This is a genomic window from Novosphingobium sp. 18050 (assembly GCF_902706195.1).
GTDB lineage: Bacteria > Pseudomonadota > Alphaproteobacteria > Sphingomonadales > Sphingomonadaceae > Novosphingobium.
Genome location: NZ_CACSJO010000001.1, coordinates 29,265 through 45,367 on the forward strand (window position 1 = coordinate 29,265; position 16,103 = coordinate 45,367).

Consider the following 16,103-nt stretch of genomic DNA (forward strand, 5'->3'; position numbering starts at 1 on the left):
AAGACGCGAATGGCCACGCAGCTCTGGGTCGGTCTGGGCAATCCCGGACCGCAATATGCCTTCAACCGGCATAACGTCGGCTTTATGGTCGCCGATGCACTGGCCGACATCCACGGCTTCGGCCCGGTACAGAAGAAGTTCCAGGGCTGGCTTCAGGAAGGGCGCATCGGCAGCGACAAGATCCTGCTGCTCAAGCCCGCAACCTTCATGAACGAAAGTGGCCGCGCCGTGGGCGAGGCGATGCGCTTTTACAAGCTCGACATGTCCGCCCTCACCGTCTTCCACGACGAACTCGACCTTGCTCCGTTCAAGGTCAAGATCAAGCAGGGCGGCGGCCACGCCGGCCACAACGGCCTGCGCTCGATCGACCAGCACCTTGGCGCTGAATTCCGCCGTGTGCGCCTCGGCATCGGCCACCCCGGCCACAAAGACCGCGTCAGCGGCTACGTTCTGGGTAACTATGCCAAGGATGAGATAGACCCGCTGTCCGGCATGTTGGGCGCCATCGCAGCAGAGGCGGACCGCCTTGCAGCCGGCGACGACACCCGTTTCATGAACGACGTTGCGCTGCGCCAGCAGGACTGAGGCGCGGGATGGAATGTCGAGTTAGTTTACAGATCGCATGTTGAACTAACTTCGTTAACCAACAAAACCCATGAAAATCCACAATTGGCACGGTGATTGCGTAGTCACCATCAATCAATAGGGTAACCAAGGGGTAGACTACGATGTTCCGCAAGACACTACTCGCTCTTTCACTCACCACGGCCGCTACCATCGGCCTGAGCGCGCCGGCTCACGCGACCTGGAGCTCGGGACACAAGCATGCATGTGGCTGCGGCCACAGCTCGGGCAAGAAGCTCTGCAACTCCACCTCGACCAGCAGCAGCACCTCGGGTGGCACCACGACCACGTCGACCTCCGGCGGTACGACCACGACCTCGACCTCGGGCGGCACCACGACGTCGACTTCGGGCGGCACTTCGACTTCCGGCGGCACCACCACCTCAGGCGGCACGACGACTTCGACTTCGGGTGGCAGCAGCGGCGGTTCGTCCGGCGGCACTGCCGTTCCCGAGCCCGGCATGCTGGGCATGCTTGGTGCCGGCCTCCTCGGCCTGGCCTATGCGCGCCGGCGCAAGCCTCGCATCTGAGCCTTTGTCATCCCGCATGCGACCGCACTTGGCACAAGTGCGGCCTGCAGCAATCAGGGATGACCGTGTCAATGAACGGCAAAGCCGCTACCGGATTCACCTGGCAGCGGCTTTCGCCTTTTTGAGTTCACGCGCGATGTCGCGGCTGCGCGGATCGACCAGTGCCGCCGCCTCCAGCAGCCGCCGCGCCTCGCCAAGATCCTTGCCAGCCGCCACGCGCACGCTCCCCGCCATGTAGAGATAATCCGCATTGTCCCGGTCAAGCGCGAGCGCCCGGTCGGCATGGGCGATGGCCGTAGCAGAGTCCCCCATCCGGCTATTCGCCAAAGCGAGCCGCCTCAACACTTCAGGGTCCCCACCCCGCTGCAACAAGCGGGTGTAGACGGACACGGCCGTGTTCCAATCCTGCCCGGCCATCGCACCCTCACCCTGATCGATCAGCGCCATGGTCGCCTTGAGCCGGGCCGGATCGAGCCGCACCTGAAGCTCTGCCGCCTCCGGCGCACCGACCATTCGCGCAGCCTTTTCCGCCCGTTCCAGTACTTCCGGCCGGGCCAGAGTGGTGGCGGCAAGCGGCCCCAGCGTCGACCAGGCGCGCCTTGCATCTCCGGTCGCCAGTTGCGCCTCGCCCAGCATGAGCCGCGCGTAAGGATTACCCGGAAGCAGCAGGACCGCGCGGCGGAAGATCACGCGGGCCTGTTCAGGGTGGTTCAGACGCAGCAGCGCCTCACCATAGGTCATACTTAGTGCCGATCCGGGCGGGAGACTGGATTCACGCGCCTGCAGCGCGTCCCTGATCTGTTCCCACTCGCCCTTTTCGGACAATAGCTGGAAGCGCAGTTCGTCCACTTCCGGGTCGTCCGGCGCGATCTTCCCGGCCTGTTCAACCAGCGCCGATGCCTCGTCTACGCGGCCAGCCGTATCCTGCAGATTGGCCAGCGCAAGAAACGGCGGAACCCTGCCGGGAAAAGCCTCGGTCACCTTGCGATAAGCAGCAATCGCCGCATCGTCCCGCCCTTGCGCAGCGGCCAGGTCGCCCGCCAGAACCAGCGCCTCATATGACCGGGGCGCCAACACCTGCATCCGCCTGAGCACATAGGCGGCGCGGGTCAGGTCGCCGTTAAGCAGCAGATAACGCGCGTAAGACGAGGCGAGGCGAATGTCGCCGCCGCCCGCCATACCCTTCTCGAATGCATCGCGCGCCGCCATGTCCTCACCCAACGCCAGCTGCGATTCGGCACGTATGCGCCAGCCGTCGACGCTGCTATCCGCGCCAATAAGGGCCAGTGCCTGTTGCGGCGCCTGCCGCAGCAGTGCCAGCTGCGCCTTCATCCGCGCCACTGCGGGGCCTTCTCCGCCAGCCCGTTCGAGCCGCCGCAGCGCCCCTTCCGCGCCATCAGGGTCACCCAGACGCAAATGAGTTTCGACCAGCAGCGCCAGCATCTCGCTGTTTCCGGGCCGCTCGCCCAGCGCCGAACCGAGCGCGATGCGCGCCTCCTGATAGTTCTCTGCAGCGAAATCCTCGCGCGCCTTGGCGAACAGAACCTCGGGGCTTTCCCCGCAGGCCGTCACCGCAAGCAGGACTGCAAGCGGCAGGGCGAGATGGATGGAGGGTTTCATCCTGCCGAACTAGGGGCAATGCCTGAAATTTCCGTCAACCGGCCCCTCATTGCAGGCGATCTTTCGCGGCGAACTGGTCAAGTCAGGGCAGCAGCGCTATGGGCGCGGCAACATAGCATCGCTAACGGTGCGCCATAGTTTGTATTCGGAGTTATCGATGGGTTTTCGTTGCGGGATCGTGGGCCTTCCCAATGTCGGCAAGTCGACGTTGTTCAATGCGCTGACCGAGACGCAGGCGGCGCAGGCGGCCAATTATCCGTTCTGCACGATCGAGCCGAACGTCGGCCAGGTGGGCGTGCCCGACCCGCGCCTCGACAAACTGGCGGCGATCGCCGGTTCGGCCAAGATCATCCCCACCCAGCTGTCGTTTGTCGACATCGCAGGGCTGGTGCGCGGCGCCTCTAAGGGTGAAGGCCTGGGCAACCAGTTCCTCGGCAACATCCGCGAAGTCGATGCGATCATCCACGTCCTGCGCTGCTTCGAGAACGACGACATCCAGCACGTCGACAACAAGATCGACCCCATCGCCGACGCCGAAACGGTCGAGACCGAGCTGCTGCTCTCCGACCTCGAAAGCCTCGAGAAGCGCGTCCCCGCGGCCCAGAAAAAGGCCACCCAGGGCGACAAGGAAGCCAAGATTGCCGCTTCCGTGCTGGGCCAGGCGCTGGACCTGTTGCGCGAAGGCAAGCCCGCCCGCCTGACCAAGCCCAAGGACGAGGACGAGGAGCGCGTCTTCAACCAGGCCCAGCTAATCACCGCCAAGCCGGTGCTCTACGTCTGCAACGTCGAGGAAGAAGCCGCGTCGGAAGGCAATGCCTTCTCCGCGCGCGTGTTCGAGAAGGCTGCGGCAGAGGGCGCCAGCGCCGTCATCGTCTCGGCTGCGATCGAATCCGAGCTGACCGGCATGGAGATGGACGACCGGCTGGTCTTCCTTGAGGAAATGGGCCTGCAGGAAGCAGGGCTCGCCCGCATCATCCGCGCTGGCTACGAACTGCTCGAACTGCTGACGTTCTTCACCGTCGGCCCCAAGGAAGCGCGCGCCTGGACCGTGCACAAGGGCGCCAAGGCACCTGAAGCCGCCGGCACGATCCACTCCGACATGCAGCGAGGTTTCATCCGCGCCGAAACCATCGCCTTCGACGACTTCGTTTCGCTGAACGGCGAGGCCGCCGCCAAGGAAGCCGGCAAGCTGCGTCAGGAAGGCAAGGAATACGTCATCCACGACGGCGACGTGCTGCACTTCAAGTTCAACGTCTGACGATAAGCGCGGGCCGCCCTCTTCGCAGGAGGTCAGTCCGCGCAATTACCTTGCACATGACGATGGACCGGATCGACATGAACGGGCCGGTAATGCGGCGCCGGCATTGAGGGGTAATTCCCGAGATCCATCACTCGAGGCGCCGGGCGCTCCGTTTCTTGCTGCCTCCATGACACCCAGGCGAAAAGCTGCTGGATCGTCAACGCAGTGCGCAACGCTCGTTATGTTTTTGCGGCCTTGCTTAATCGACCGCCTCAGGTCGAAGATGACGTTCGGCCAAGCGGCGAGTGCCATGTTCTGAATGTCCACAGCTGGGCGTGTACCGACAGCCCGCGTTCGTCCAAGGATGGTGGGAAGCGGACGCTATTGCACGCAGGCGTGCTCATCGATTTCGAGAGCAACACCACGCGTGATGCCGTGAACTGTGTCGCCAATGCGACACTTGAGGCGAGCCCGCAAAACGGGCTTGCTGCCCATCGCTCCATCCCGACTTCTAGCAGTGACAACTACTTGATCTGCATTCCACTTCGGATTCGCGTGCTCAGCGATGCTCACCACAACCACAGAAACCTGTTTTTCAGGCTGTTGGGAGCAGGCAGTTAGGACCGCGGCCATTATTAATGTGAGATGCGCTCGCTTCATATCCTAAGGTGGCCGCTCGGTTTAATGTCCGCAAGGGGGCGCGTGCCGACGAGCAGCTTGCGTCTAACAAGGGTGGTCAGCAGACGGGCAGCTATTTGCCCACCCTAGCCGGAAAGCCGGCGTTCCAAAATCGGTCGCGAACAGCATTTAACCGACATTCCTTGCTTCGTTGCTCCCCCGTTCTAATAGAAGCGGAAATTAGGGGAATTTGATGTTCGAGAAGCTATGTTGTGCCGTCGCGGTTCTGCTCGCCGCGTCGTCTGCGGCACATTCTGCGGAGCCGGGCTCCACGCCAGTTCCGGCGCCGGTCATCGCCCTCAAGGGTTGCTGGGAAGGTAGCGGCGAGGTGATGAACAAACCTGTCACCATCGCTATCCTCGCAAAGCCAATCGTTCAAGAAGCAATGTTGGCTCTCGATGTTGAAAGCAGCGCCGTAGCCGATGTCAAAGATCACTACTCGGCTCACCTGATATTTGGCGGAGCTAGCAGGCAGCCGGGGAAAACGGCAGATCAGATCGTTGGATATTGGGCAGACAGCTTCGGAGGTGGCTTCGCCGCTTCGGGGCAGGGCGAAATCAGCTTCGATGGGTTCAACGTCACCTACCAGTATCCCGACGACGCGTTCGTGAACCGTTGGCACCTCTCGGGAAACCACCTCATGTGGCAGATCGTAGCGCGGGACGGAAACAACGTTGAGAAGCCATTCGCAAGTTATTCGCTTCATAGGGTGGCGTGTCGACTGCGGTAGCTCCCCGCTGCGTCAGGCACGTCTACTTACGGGCTTAGCGCTGGGGGGCACTTATGGCGCAAAGGGGGCGGAACCGGAAAGTCCGGTATCAGTCGGACAATCCAGTTACCGGACATAACTGCTTTCGGACTGGCAGCCCGCATGGCCTAAAATGAGGCGCCTACGGCGGTAGCTTATATTCAACTATCCGTTGCTTCACTAACAATGGCGCAGTGCCTCGTTTCAAGCCGCTACGCTTGCGGATCGTTCGCTTCAGAGCCGACGGCTGCAGCTATGTGTCCTTCCGCTTGCGTCGCTTCGACGATAAGCAGGCGCAGTGCTTTCGCGGTGTCTTCCAGAAGACGGGGGCTCAATGGCAGATCACCATTGATGAAGCGCCGGATGGCCCGCTCGTCTATGCCGAGCCGCCGCGAGGAAGCGGTAGTGCCGCCAAAAACCTGGATGCAATGGGCAAAGTGGTCACGCCAATCCTGGCTTGTGAATGACGCGGTCATATTTCTTCTTCCATCCCTGTGGGCGATGATACGATATATTGCGCCTGCGACGATAGGGACGCGCTCGTCAATCCCCGAATTAACGCTGAGAACGAGGTACATGCTGCCCATCAGGCCTGCTTTTCCTCGAAAGCCTCGATGATCGGGCAAGGTCCGGCCTTGCCGCCCGCACATTCACGCGCCAGCCGCCGCAGCGACTGACGGGCGCGCTCCAACGCTGCGATCTCGCTGTCGAGGTGAGCAAGCCGCGCCTGCGCCATCTCACGCGCCCGAACACGGTCGTCGCTGGCATCCAGACCAAGCAGTTCGGCGATCTCGTCGAGAATGAACCCCGCCGCCTTGGCCGCGCGGATGAAGCCGAGCCTGCGCACATCGTCGTCTGCGTAATGGCGCTGCCCCTTGGCCGCGCCGATTCCCCCGGGCCGGGGATCGCGCAGCAATCCCTTGCGCTGGTAGAACCGCACTGTCTCCACGCCGACGCCGCCGCTGCGGGCCAGTTCCGAAATTGTCAGGGCCATGCTTGACTCCGTACCATGGTACGGGAGCTATAAGCTCATCCATGACAAACGACCACTCCTCGAAACCGATCGCCGTTCTCCACCGGATGGTCTTCGAAAAGCACGTCTGCCCCTGGGGCGTGAAGTCGAAATACCTGCTCGAAAAACGCGGCTACAAGGTCGAGGATCACTGGCTGACCAATCGCGAGGAAACCGACGCCTTCAAGGCCGGCCACGGCGTTGCCACCACGCCGCAGACCTTCATCGGCGGCAAGCGGATCGGCGGCTACACCGAACTGCAGACTCATTTCGGGCTCAAGGTCCCCGATCCGAAAGCGAAGACCTATCGCCCGGTACTAGCCGTCTTTGCCACCGGCGCCGGGCTGGCGATGGCGGTTAGCTGGGCGGCCTACGGCACACCCTTCACGCTGCGCGCACTGGAATGGTTCGTGTCGATGACGATGATGCTGCTGGCCATGCTGAAGCTGCAGGACATCGAGCAGTTCTCGACTATGTTCCTCGGTTACGATCTGCTGGCCAGGCGCATGGTCCCTTACGCCTATGCCTATCCAATCCTCGAATGGACGACCGGGGCGCTGATGACCGCGCATGTCCTGCCTTGGATATCGATCCCCGTGGGCCTGTTCATCGGCATTATCGGCGCGGTCTCGGTATTCTACGCCGTATATGTCCAGAAGCGCGAGCTGAAGTGCGCCTGCGTCGGCGGATCGGGCAACGTGCCGCTGGGCTTCGTTTCTCTAACCGAGAACCTGTTCATGGTCGGCATGGCGCTATGGATGACAACGCAGATGCCTGCGGGGATGGCCTAACTGCGGCAGGTCATCGTGCCATCGGCCCGGAAAGCCACCCGCTCCTGTGCGTCGTGTATGATCAGGCGGGCCGGCCAGTTGAGGTCGTTCCCGCCGGTTCCCGCGTCGGGCAGGCGCACGAGGTCAATCCAGCTAGACAGCCCGACGTAAGTGGAGCGCGCGCCGCCCGGCAGGTCCGCGCTGACGTCCTTGGCGGAGAACCGCTTGAGGTCAGCGCCCACCCGCATGAACCCCTCGTCCTTGCCGGCGATGAACAGAGGGTCTGCGGCTTTGTTGGCGCCCTGCCCCTTGCGGAAGGAGCAACCCGGCTTGTCGAGGCCGTAGCGTTCGATATCCTCGCCGGTAATGGCGATGGGGAGGATCGGCTTGAACGGCGCCTTGCTCATCTTCTCGACCATCGCCACGTCGCGGGCGTCCTCGGACGCCTCCTGCGCCGGATTTTCTTTCCCGCAACCCGCCAGAAACGCGAGTGCCGCCAATACCACCACCGTCTTTTGCATCACTTTCGCCCGAACAGTTTTTCTATATCCTCATGGGCAAGCTTAACCCACGTCGGGCGGCCATGGTTGCATTGGCCCGAACGCGGCGTGCGCTCCATTTCGCGCAGCAGCGCATTCATCTCGGCGACCGAGAGGACACGCCCGGCGCGAACCGACCCATGACAGGCCATCGTCGCCAGCACGAGGTCGAGCTTTTCTCCCAGCAGCAAGGCATCCCCGTTGCGGGCCAGATCGTCTGCGACATCGCGGACCAATGCGGTCACGTCGCTTTTCGACAGAACCGAAGGCACCGCACGCACCAGCATCGCGCAAGGCCCGAAACGTTCGAGTACAAGGCCATGACGGGCGAGATCGCCGATCTTGTCCTCCAGCGCATCGCAGGCCGGTTCCTCCAGTTCTACGACTTCGGGCAGGAGCAGCGCCTGTGAGCGGTTCATCGCCTCTTCCGCGCCCGCTGCCTTGAGGCGCTCAAGGACGAGCCGCTCATGCGCGGCGTGCTGGTCGACGATGACGAGGCCGTCTTCCGCCTCCGCGACAATATAGGTATTGGACACCTGCCCGCGCGCAACGCCTAGCGGATAACGCAAGTCTTCCTCGCTCGTCTCCGCAGCGGGTTCGGCGCGCGAGGAAGGTTGGGCCATGACTTCGGCCTCGTAGGACCGCCACGCCGTCCCCGCTTCCGATACCCGCGAGCTTTCGTACCGCTGCGGCGCGCCCCCATATTCACGCGCAAACAGCGACCCCAGCGAGGGTGCCGGTGTCGGCTTTGTCGGCTCGACCTGCCACATATTCATCGCCGCCGTGGCAGCAGGCTGCGCGCTCTTCTGCCCTGCACCTTCCAGCGCATGGCGCAGCGCCCCGACAAGGAAGCCGCGGACGAAAGCCGGATCACGGAAACGCACTTCGGTCTTGGCAGGATGGACGTTGACGTCGACGTCCTCGGGCGGAATTTCCAGGAACAGCGCCAGCACCGCATGACGGTCCCGTGCGAGCATATCGGAATAAGCCCCGCGCACCGCGCCGACCAGCAGGCGGTCCTTGACCGGCCGCCCGTTGACGAAAAGGTATTGGTGATCGGCCACGCCGCGGTTGTATGTAGGCAGGCCTGCTACGCCGGTCAGGCGGGCACTGCCGCGCTCCGCCTCGATGAGAACGCCGTCCTCCGCTAGTTCACGGGCGATGAGGCGAGCGACCCGCGCCGCCAGTTCCTCACGCGGTTGCACTGCCAGCACGCGGCGTCCGTCGTGTTCCATCGTAAAGCCGACATCGGGCCGCGCCATGGCAAGGCGCCGCACAACATCGAGGCAAGCGGCATATTCCGAACGCGGCGAGCGCAGGAATTTGCGCCGCGCGGGCACCTTCCCGAACAGGTCCTCGACCCGGATGCGGGTCCCCGGCGGCAGCGCCGAAGGAGCATCGGACGTGACCACGCCGTGATCGACCACCCGCTTCCAGCCTTCCACCGCATCATGGGGCCGGCTTTCGATGGTCAGCCGCGCGACCGAGCCGATCGATGGCAGCGCTTCGCCCCGAAATCCGAGCGTCGCGACCAGTTCAATCTGCTCGTCGGGCAGTTTCGAAGTCGCATGGCGTTCCAGCGCCAGGGCGATTTCGTCGGCCCGCATGCCGCAGCCGTCGTCGGTAACCTCGATCATGTCGAGCCCGCCCGAGGCGAGTCGCACGGTGATTTCGGTGGAGGCCGCATCGATAGCGTTCTCAACAAGTTCCTTGAGCGCAGCAGCCGGCCGTTCGACCACTTCGCCCGCGGCGATTCGGTTGACCAGGTGTTCAGGCAGGCGGCGGATCGTAGGCATATGATTCTCGACTGATGAAGGAGCGCAGGCTGTCAATGGTGCAATGCGGCGACGAGAGAGCGAATCTAGCGACGAAGCGCAGCAAATTCGAGATGGGCTTGCTGCATTTCCCCCCGGAAAAGGACACAAAATTTTGGCCTTTCCCGAATCGATGGGCTAAGGGGTGCCCTCCCACCCAAAAACCCCTGTCGCAGGTTCCGAGGCCCATTCGGGAAGCGATTGGAAAGAAACGGATTTTAGATGGCCGGCGTCTTCTCGCGATTCTTCAAACTCGGCTCCCAGAACATGGCGATCGACCTCGGGACAGCTAACACGCTGGTCTACGTGCAGGATCGCGGAATCGTCCTGAACGAACCTTCCGTCGTGGCGATCGAAACGCTGAACGGCATCAAGAAGGTCAAGGCCGTCGGCGACGACGCCAAGATGATGATGGGGAAGACCCCGGACAACATCGAGGCGATTCGTCCCCTTCGTGACGGCGTCATTGCCGACATCGAAATCGCGGAAGAAATGATCAAACATTTCATCCGCAAGGTGCACGGCAAGAAGAACCTCTTCCGCTATCCCGAGATCGTGATCTGCGTGCCGTCGGGCTCCACTTCGGTGGAACGCCGCGCGATCCGCGACGCGGCCAGCAATGCCGGCGCCAGCCAGGTTTACCTGATCCTGGAGCCTATGGCAGCAGCGATCGGCGCCGACATGCCCGTCACCGAGCCGGTCGGTTCGATGGTCGTCGACATCGGCGGCGGCACCACCGAAGTCGCGGTGCTTTCGCTGCGTGGCCTTGCCTACACCACTTCAGTGCGCATCGGCGGCGACAAGATGGACGAAGCCATCGTTTCGTACGTCCGCCGCCACCACAACCTCCTGATCGGCGACGCTACGGCGGAACGCATCAAGAAGGACTACGGTATCGCCATCATGCCGGCCGACGGCGTGGGTGAAACGATCCACATCAAGGGCCGCGACCTCGTCAACGGCGTGCCGAAGGAAATCACGATTTCCCAGGCCAATATTGCCGAAGCGCTGGCCGAGCCGATCGGGCAGATCATCGAAGGCGTGCGCATCGCGCTCGAGAACACCGCGCCCGAACTGGCTGCCGACATCGTCGACCAGGGCATCGTGCTCACCGGCGGCGGCGCGCTTATCCAGGGCCTCGACGCCTACCTGCGCGAGGAAACCGGCCTTCCCGTCTGCGTCGCCGAGGACCCGCTGTCCTGTGTGGCGCTGGGCACCGGCCGCGCGATGGAAGACCCGATCTATCGCGGCGTCCTGATGTCCGCCTGATTAATGCGAGGTGCGGCGGCCGGTCTTACGGACGGCCGCCTCCCTCATGATGTGCGCGGCGAGCCTTTCCTGCACGGATACGCCGCGAAGATGACAGGAGTGCATGGCGCATGGCACCGCCAGCAAATCGGCGCTCCGGTTTTTCCCGCAGGGCGCAGTACTCGACGTTCTTCAGCTATGCCGCCGGCGTCATCGGCGCGGTGGTGGGCCTTGTCCTGCTGGTTGTCGCGATCGTAAACCCCAACGCTTTTGCGTTGCTGCGCGGAGCTGCCGCCGACGTGACCGAACCCGCCGCACAGGCGAGTGCCGGCGGCCGTAGCGCGACGAGGGAATTCTTCGCCGAGGTTTCCGGCTTCTTCACGACCGGCAGCGAACATGCCCGACTGGAACGCGAACTGGCCGAAGCCAAGGTTCGCCTTGCCGAAGCGCAGGCGACCAAGGACGAGAACCGCCGCCTGAAGCAGTTGCTGGACCTGCGTGACGATAACATGCAGCCAGTCACTTACGCACGCCTTGTAGGCTCCACCGGCGGCAGCACGCGGCGTTTCGCCACCTTGGGCGCAGGTGCGGACCGCGGCGTGGCCAAGGGGATGCCGATACGCTCGCCGCTGGGCCTCGTCGGCCGCGTACTTGAAGTGGGCGCGTCCAGTTCGCGGGTCCTGCTCATCACCGACACCGAAAGCCTGGTCCCGGTGCGCCGTGCGCGCGACGGCGTTGCAGCCTTCGCGCAAGGTCAGGGCGACGGCACGATCCGCATTCGCCTCATCAACCTGGGCCTCAACCCGCTGCGTCCGGACGACGTGCTGGTGACCACTGGATCGGGCGGCCTCTACCGCCCCGGCACTCCGATGGCCGTCGTCACCAAGTTGCTGCGCGACGGCGCCATCGCCCGGGTACTGAGCAATCCATCCGACACCGACTACGTCACCGTCGAAAGGGCTTGGGCACCTGCCCCGCCGCCCCCGGCCGAAGCCAAGCCCGGGAGCGAATAGGCGTGCCGTTGCTGTCCCGCACGGAAAGCATGGTCAGGCAGAGGATCAACCGCAGGCCGTCGCGCTTGCTCGCCGGGAGCCTTCCGTGGCTCACGATCATGCTGGGCTCGGTCGCGCCCGGCTGGGTGCTGATCGCTTCAGCCCCGGTCCTGCCGCCGCTCGGCTTCCTGATGTTCCTCGCCTGGCGCCAACTGCGCCCAGGCCTGATGCCGATCTGGGCGGGTCTTCCACTCGGCCTGTTCGACGACCTGTTCTCCGGCCAGCCTTTCGGCACGGCGGTCCTGCTGTGGTCGATCTGCGCGATCGTCCTCGAAGTTATCGAGGCGCGTCTGCCCTGGCGTAACTTCCTGACCGAGTGGCTGGTGGCGATCGGCCTGATTATCGCCTATATCATACTGTGTCTTGGCATCTCGAATATTGCCGGCGCTGCAGCCCCCCTTCGTGTCATCGTTCCGCAGGTCGTGATCTCCGTGCTATCCTATCCCCTCGTCGGCCGTTTCGTGGCTCTGATAGACCGTCTCCGCCTGACCCCGTTTATGGTCCTGCGATGAAATTCAGCTTCCGGCGCCTGCTGCGCCAGCCCCACGTCACCACGGGCACGCTGCGCAACAGCTTCGACAGGCGCTCGGTGGTGATGACCGGGATCCAGGGCGGCATCGGCCTGCTGCTGGCCTCGCGCATGACCTACCTCGCCGTGTTCGAGAACGAGAAGTACAAGCTCGAGGCCGAGAGCAACCGCGTCAACCTCTCGCTGATTCCGCCGCGCCGGGGTTGGTTGCTCGACCGCAATGGCACGCCGCTCGCTTCCAATCGCGCCGATTTCCGCGTCGACGTCGTGCCCGAACAGATGCAGGACGCTGAGCGCACCATCGCCCAACTCGGCCGCCTGCTCTCGCTCACCCCGATCGCGATGCAGGACCTTCAGGACAAGCTCGACAAGTCGCACGGCTTCGCGCCTGTGGAGGTCGCCACCGGCCTCGATCTTGAACGTTTTTCCGCCGTCAGCGTGCGCCTGCCCGATATGCCGGGCGTGGTCACCCAGCGCGGGTTTTCGCGTTTCTATCCGACAGGCCCCTCGGTAGGACACCTCATCGGCTATGTCGGCGCCGCCTCGGCAGAGGAATACGAGAAGGACCACGATCCGGTCCTGATCACGCCGGGCTACAAGGTCGGCAAGGACGCGCTCGAAAAAATATTCGAGAAAGACCTGCGCGGCAAGCCCGGCGCAAGGCGTGTCGAAGTGACCGCATCGGGCCGCATCGTGCGCAACCTCGACACCCGCGAGGACGTGCCCGGCAAAACCATCAAGCTGACTATCGACGCCGGCATCCAGGACTATGCCGCGCGGCGCATCGGCCCCGAATCGGCCGCCGTCGTCGTCATGGATTGCCAGACCGGCGACGTTCTCGCGATGGCGTCGATGCCCAGCTACGACCCCAACAGCTTTTCAGACGGCATCGGCCGTCTGGAATGGAAGATGCTGTCGGACGACGACCATGTTCCCTTGCGCAACAAGGTCTTACGCGGACTTTATCCGCCGGGATCGACGGTAAAGCCGATGGTGGCGCTGTCCTTCATGGAAGCCGGCCTCGACCCCAACGAATCGGTCTTCTGCGGCGGCGGCCTGCGCGTGGGCAACCGCGTGTTCCACTGCTGGAACCGGCGGGGCCACGGCCAGGTCAACATGGCCAAGGGCATCTACCAGAGCTGCGACGTCTACTTCTACCACTTCGCCCAGCGCATCGGCATGGACCCGATCGCCCTCATGGCGCGGCGGCTTGGCCTCGGGCAGGAATTCGAACTTCCCGTCGTCGGGCAATCTTATGGCACCGTGCCCGATCCGGCGTGGAAGCTGCGGAAATATCACAAGGAATGGCAGACCTTCGACACGGTCAATGCCACCATCGGACAGGGCTACTTCCTGGTGAACCCGCTACAGCAGGCCGTGCAGGCCTCGCGCCTTGCCAGCGGGAAGATCATCATGCCGCGCCTGATCCACGATCAGGAGCATAAGGAAACGCCTTCGCTCGGCATTCCGCCCGAACACCTCGCCTACATTCATCAGGCAATGTCGGACGTTGCCAACGGTCCCGGCTCGGCCCCCCATGCGAGACTGCCGTTCCCCGACATCAAGCTGGCCGGCAAGACCGGCACCGCGCAGGTCGTCGGCCTCAACATCGGTAACGGCAAGGGCGGCCAGTGGAAGCACCGCGACCACGGCCACTTCATCAGCTTCGCCCCGGCCGAAAATCCGCGCTATGCCTGCGCGGTTGTGTGCGAGCATGGCGGTGGCTCCGGATCTGCCTATCCCATTGCGCGCGACGTCCTGACCTATATCTTCGATAAGCAGAAGGGCATGGACATCCTGACCGACCTTGAGAAGAAATGGGGCGGCACCGCCAAGGAGCGGCTCGACGCCCGTTACCGCGCCTATTCCGCCCAGTACGGTGTCGGAGCCCCCGCAGTCTCGTCGGAAGAGGAAAGCCGCAAGGTTCAAGAGGCCGAGGCCGCGCAGGAACCGCGCCAGCCCATCGTCAGCGGCGCCCAGTCGCCCGCGCCCGAACCGGAAGCAGCCACCATCCCCGCTCCCCCGGCACCCGTCGCTCCGCAAAGCGCACCGCAAGGGCCGACGCCGGGCGCGGCCCGCCCCGGCAACACCGGAGGCACCCAGTGAGCCGCTCGATCGTACCCGAAGCGATTTCCCGCCAGCCATGGCTTATGCTGATCCCCCTTTGCGCCCTCGTTTCTCTGGGGGCGGCAGTGCTTTATTCGGCAGCCGGCGGCGGCCTGCAGCCTTATGCGCTGAGCCATGTGATACGTTTCTGCATCTTCCTCGTCATGGCCATCGTCATCTCGCACATGAGCCGGAACCTGTTCCGCATGGCCGCCTATCCGGTCTTCGGCGCGATCCTCGGCCTGCTCGTCCTAGTGGAGTTGATCGGCGCGGTCGGCGGCGGCAGCCAGCGCTGGCTGAACCTCGGATTCATGTCACTACAGCCATCGGAGCTGATGAAACCGGCGATCGTCCTGGTTCTCGCACGCTTTTACGAGACCCTTCCCCACGCCATGACCGCCAGTTGGCGCGGTCTCGTTCCGGCGGGCGTGCTGATTGCGCTGCCTGCGCTGTTCGTCCTGATCCAGCCCGACCTCGGCACGGCAACTGCGGTCTGCTTCGGCGGCGTAGTAACGATGTTCCTGGCCGGACTGCCGCTGTGGTGGTTCGTCAGCGCCGGCGGGGCGCTTCTGGTGATCGCCCCTATCGCCTTCTTCACCCTTCTCCACGATTACCAGCGCAACCGCGTGCTGGTCTTCCTGGACCCAGAAGCCGACCCGCTCGGCACAGGTTACCACATCACCCAGTCGAAGATCGCCATCGGTTCCGGCGGCATCTTCGGCAAGGGCTTCGGCAACGGCACGCAAAGCCACCTGCAATACCTGCCCGAACCCCATACCGACTTCGTCTTCGCAACGATGTCTGAGGAATGGGGTCTCGTCGGCGGGTTCTTCGTGCTGCTGGTCTTCGCCATCGTGCTGGGCTGGGGCATGAGCGTGGCCCGCCGTGCGCCGGACCGCTTCTCCAGCCTCCTTGCCGCTGGCATGACAGCGACGATGTTCTTCTACGTCATGATCAACCTGATGATGGTCATGGGCCTGGCGCCGGTCGTAGGCATCCCCCTGCCTTTCATGAGCCACGGCGGAACGTCGATGCTGACCAACATGATATGCCTTGGCACCATCATGGCCGTAAACCGCTGGAATCAGGGACGAGGCTCGCTTGCCTGAAAGTTTTTCAAGTTACCTCTTCCCATCTCGAAATAGCCCGTTATAGGGACGTCTCCGCCGCCGAATCAGCGGGGCCGCAAGGCTTCAGAGGCAGGTAGCGTGGACGCATAGCTCAGTTGGTAGAGCAGCTGACTCTTAATCAGCGGGTCCTTGGTTCGAGCCCAAGTGCGTCCACCATACCTACTTCGTCCGGGCCTTCATCGGCTCGATTTGGACGGAAAACCCCTCATGGGGACGCATAGCTCAGTTGGTAGAGCAGCTGACTCTTAATCAGCGGGTCCTTGGTTCGAGCCCAAGTGCGTCCACCATACCTTACCAATCCGGTGCCATCGGATCGATCGGCCCGGCCCCCCTCGTGGGGACGCATAGCTCAGTTGGTAGAGCAGCTGACTCTTAATCAGCGGGTCCTTGGTTCGAGCCCAAGTGCGTCCACCACCCCCCTTGCATCGCCAGATACATTCCTCGCCGCAAGGCGACCGGCAGG

Annotated in this window: 15 protein-coding genes and 3 tRNA genes; 13 read left to right on the plus strand and 5 right to left on the minus strand. The window is 63.5% G+C overall.

Annotated elements, in window-relative coordinates; all coding sequences use genetic code 11:
* Window positions 1-9 precede the first annotated feature (9 nt).
* Together pth and GVL61_RS00135 are read left to right on the plus strand one after the other, a co-directional pair.
* Window positions 10-585 carry an aminoacyl-tRNA hydrolase gene (gene pth, locus GVL61_RS00130; RefSeq protein ID WP_159975633.1) on the plus strand — a complete coding sequence of 192 codons (576 nt, stop codon included), beginning with the start codon at window positions 10-12 and terminating at the stop codon, window positions 583-585.
* Between the two features lie 143 nt (window positions 586-728).
* Window positions 729-1,154, plus strand: coding sequence for a PEP-CTERM sorting domain-containing protein (locus GVL61_RS00135; protein WP_159975635.1), 426 nt, complete (start codon window positions 729-731; stop codon window positions 1,152-1,154).
* A 96-nt stretch (window positions 1,155-1,250) separates the two neighbouring features.
* Here the strand turns inward: GVL61_RS00135 and GVL61_RS00140 are convergent, their stop codons facing one another.
* Window positions 1,251-2,774, minus strand: a complete 1,524-nt coding sequence (locus GVL61_RS00140) for a tetratricopeptide repeat protein (RefSeq protein WP_159975637.1) — start codon at window positions 2,772-2,774, stop codon at window positions 1,251-1,253.
* A gap of 157 nt (window positions 2,775-2,931) precedes the next feature.
* On the opposite strand from GVL61_RS00140, the gene ychF reads away from it, so the two are divergent.
* Window positions 2,932-4,032 (plus strand): redox-regulated ATPase YchF, encoded by a 1,101-nt coding sequence (gene ychF, locus GVL61_RS00145; RefSeq protein WP_159975639.1) that lies wholly within the window; start codon window positions 2,932-2,934, stop codon window positions 4,030-4,032.
* 853 nt (window positions 4,033-4,885) lie between these two features.
* Window positions 4,886-5,422, plus strand: a complete 537-nt coding sequence (locus GVL61_RS00150) for a hypothetical protein (RefSeq protein WP_159975641.1) — start codon at window positions 4,886-4,888, stop codon at window positions 5,420-5,422.
* 230 nt (window positions 5,423-5,652) lie between these two features.
* Here the strand turns inward: GVL61_RS00150 and GVL61_RS00155 are convergent, their stop codons facing one another.
* Complete coding sequence (locus GVL61_RS00155) at window positions 5,653-6,027, minus strand: hypothetical protein (RefSeq protein WP_235037468.1); 375 nt, start codon at window positions 6,025-6,027, stop codon at window positions 5,653-5,655.
* Window positions 6,027-6,434: a MerR family transcriptional regulator gene (locus GVL61_RS00160; RefSeq protein ID WP_159975643.1), complete on the minus strand. Its 408-nt coding sequence runs from the start codon at window positions 6,432-6,434 to the stop codon at window positions 6,027-6,029. Before GVL61_RS00160 ends, GVL61_RS00155 begins: the two co-directional genes overlap by 1 nt.
* 41 nt (window positions 6,435-6,475) lie before the next feature.
* Between GVL61_RS00160 and GVL61_RS00165 the strand changes: the two genes are divergently transcribed.
* Entirely contained in the window at window positions 6,476-7,243 is a 768-nt protein-coding gene (locus GVL61_RS00165; RefSeq protein WP_159975645.1) for a MauE/DoxX family redox-associated membrane protein, read from the plus strand.
* On the opposite strand, the gene GVL61_RS00170 is transcribed toward GVL61_RS00165, so the two are convergent.
* Together GVL61_RS00170 and mutL are read right to left on the minus strand one after the other, a co-directional pair.
* Window positions 7,240-7,743, minus strand: coding sequence for a hypothetical protein (locus GVL61_RS00170; protein WP_159975647.1), 504 nt, complete (start codon window positions 7,741-7,743; stop codon window positions 7,240-7,242). The genes GVL61_RS00165 and GVL61_RS00170 overlap by 4 nt on opposite strands.
* Window positions 7,743-9,557 (minus strand): DNA mismatch repair endonuclease MutL, encoded by a 1,815-nt coding sequence (gene mutL / locus GVL61_RS00175; RefSeq protein ID WP_159975649.1) that lies wholly within the window; start codon window positions 9,555-9,557, stop codon window positions 7,743-7,745. Before mutL ends, GVL61_RS00170 begins: the two co-directional genes overlap by 1 nt.
* 240 nt (window positions 9,558-9,797) lie before the next feature.
* Here mutL and GVL61_RS00180 point away from each other — a divergent pair, with 240 nt between their 5' ends.
* From GVL61_RS00180 to GVL61_RS00215, 8 genes are all read left to right on the plus strand, one after another.
* Window positions 9,798-10,844: a rod shape-determining protein gene (locus GVL61_RS00180; protein ID WP_159975651.1), complete on the plus strand. Its 1,047-nt coding sequence runs from the start codon at window positions 9,798-9,800 to the stop codon at window positions 10,842-10,844.
* 110 nt (window positions 10,845-10,954) lie between these two features.
* Entirely contained in the window at window positions 10,955-11,836 is an 882-nt protein-coding gene (mreC, locus tag GVL61_RS00185) for a rod shape-determining protein MreC (RefSeq protein WP_159975653.1), read from the plus strand.
* 98 nt (window positions 11,837-11,934) lie between these two features.
* Window positions 11,935-12,387: a rod shape-determining protein MreD gene (gene mreD / locus GVL61_RS00190; RefSeq protein ID WP_235037469.1), complete on the plus strand. Its 453-nt coding sequence runs from the start codon at window positions 11,935-11,937 to the stop codon at window positions 12,385-12,387.
* Complete coding sequence (gene mrdA, locus GVL61_RS00195; RefSeq protein ID WP_159975665.1) at window positions 12,384-14,510, plus strand: penicillin-binding protein 2; 2,127 nt, start codon at window positions 12,384-12,386, stop codon at window positions 14,508-14,510. Before mreD ends, mrdA begins: the two co-directional genes overlap by 4 nt.
* Entirely contained in the window at window positions 14,507-15,619 is a 1,113-nt protein-coding gene (gene rodA, locus GVL61_RS00200) for a rod shape-determining protein RodA (protein ID WP_159975666.1), read from the plus strand. The genes mrdA and rodA overlap by 4 nt, the downstream gene beginning before the upstream one ends.
* A 101-nt stretch (window positions 15,620-15,720) precedes the next feature.
* Window positions 15,721-15,796 (plus strand) — tRNA-Lys (locus tag GVL61_RS00205).
* Between the two features lie 55 nt (window positions 15,797-15,851).
* A tRNA-Lys gene (locus GVL61_RS00210) sits at window positions 15,852-15,927 on the plus strand.
* Between the two features lie 51 nt (window positions 15,928-15,978).
* Window positions 15,979-16,054 (plus strand) — tRNA-Lys (locus tag GVL61_RS00215).
* Window positions 16,055-16,103 lie beyond the last annotated feature (49 nt).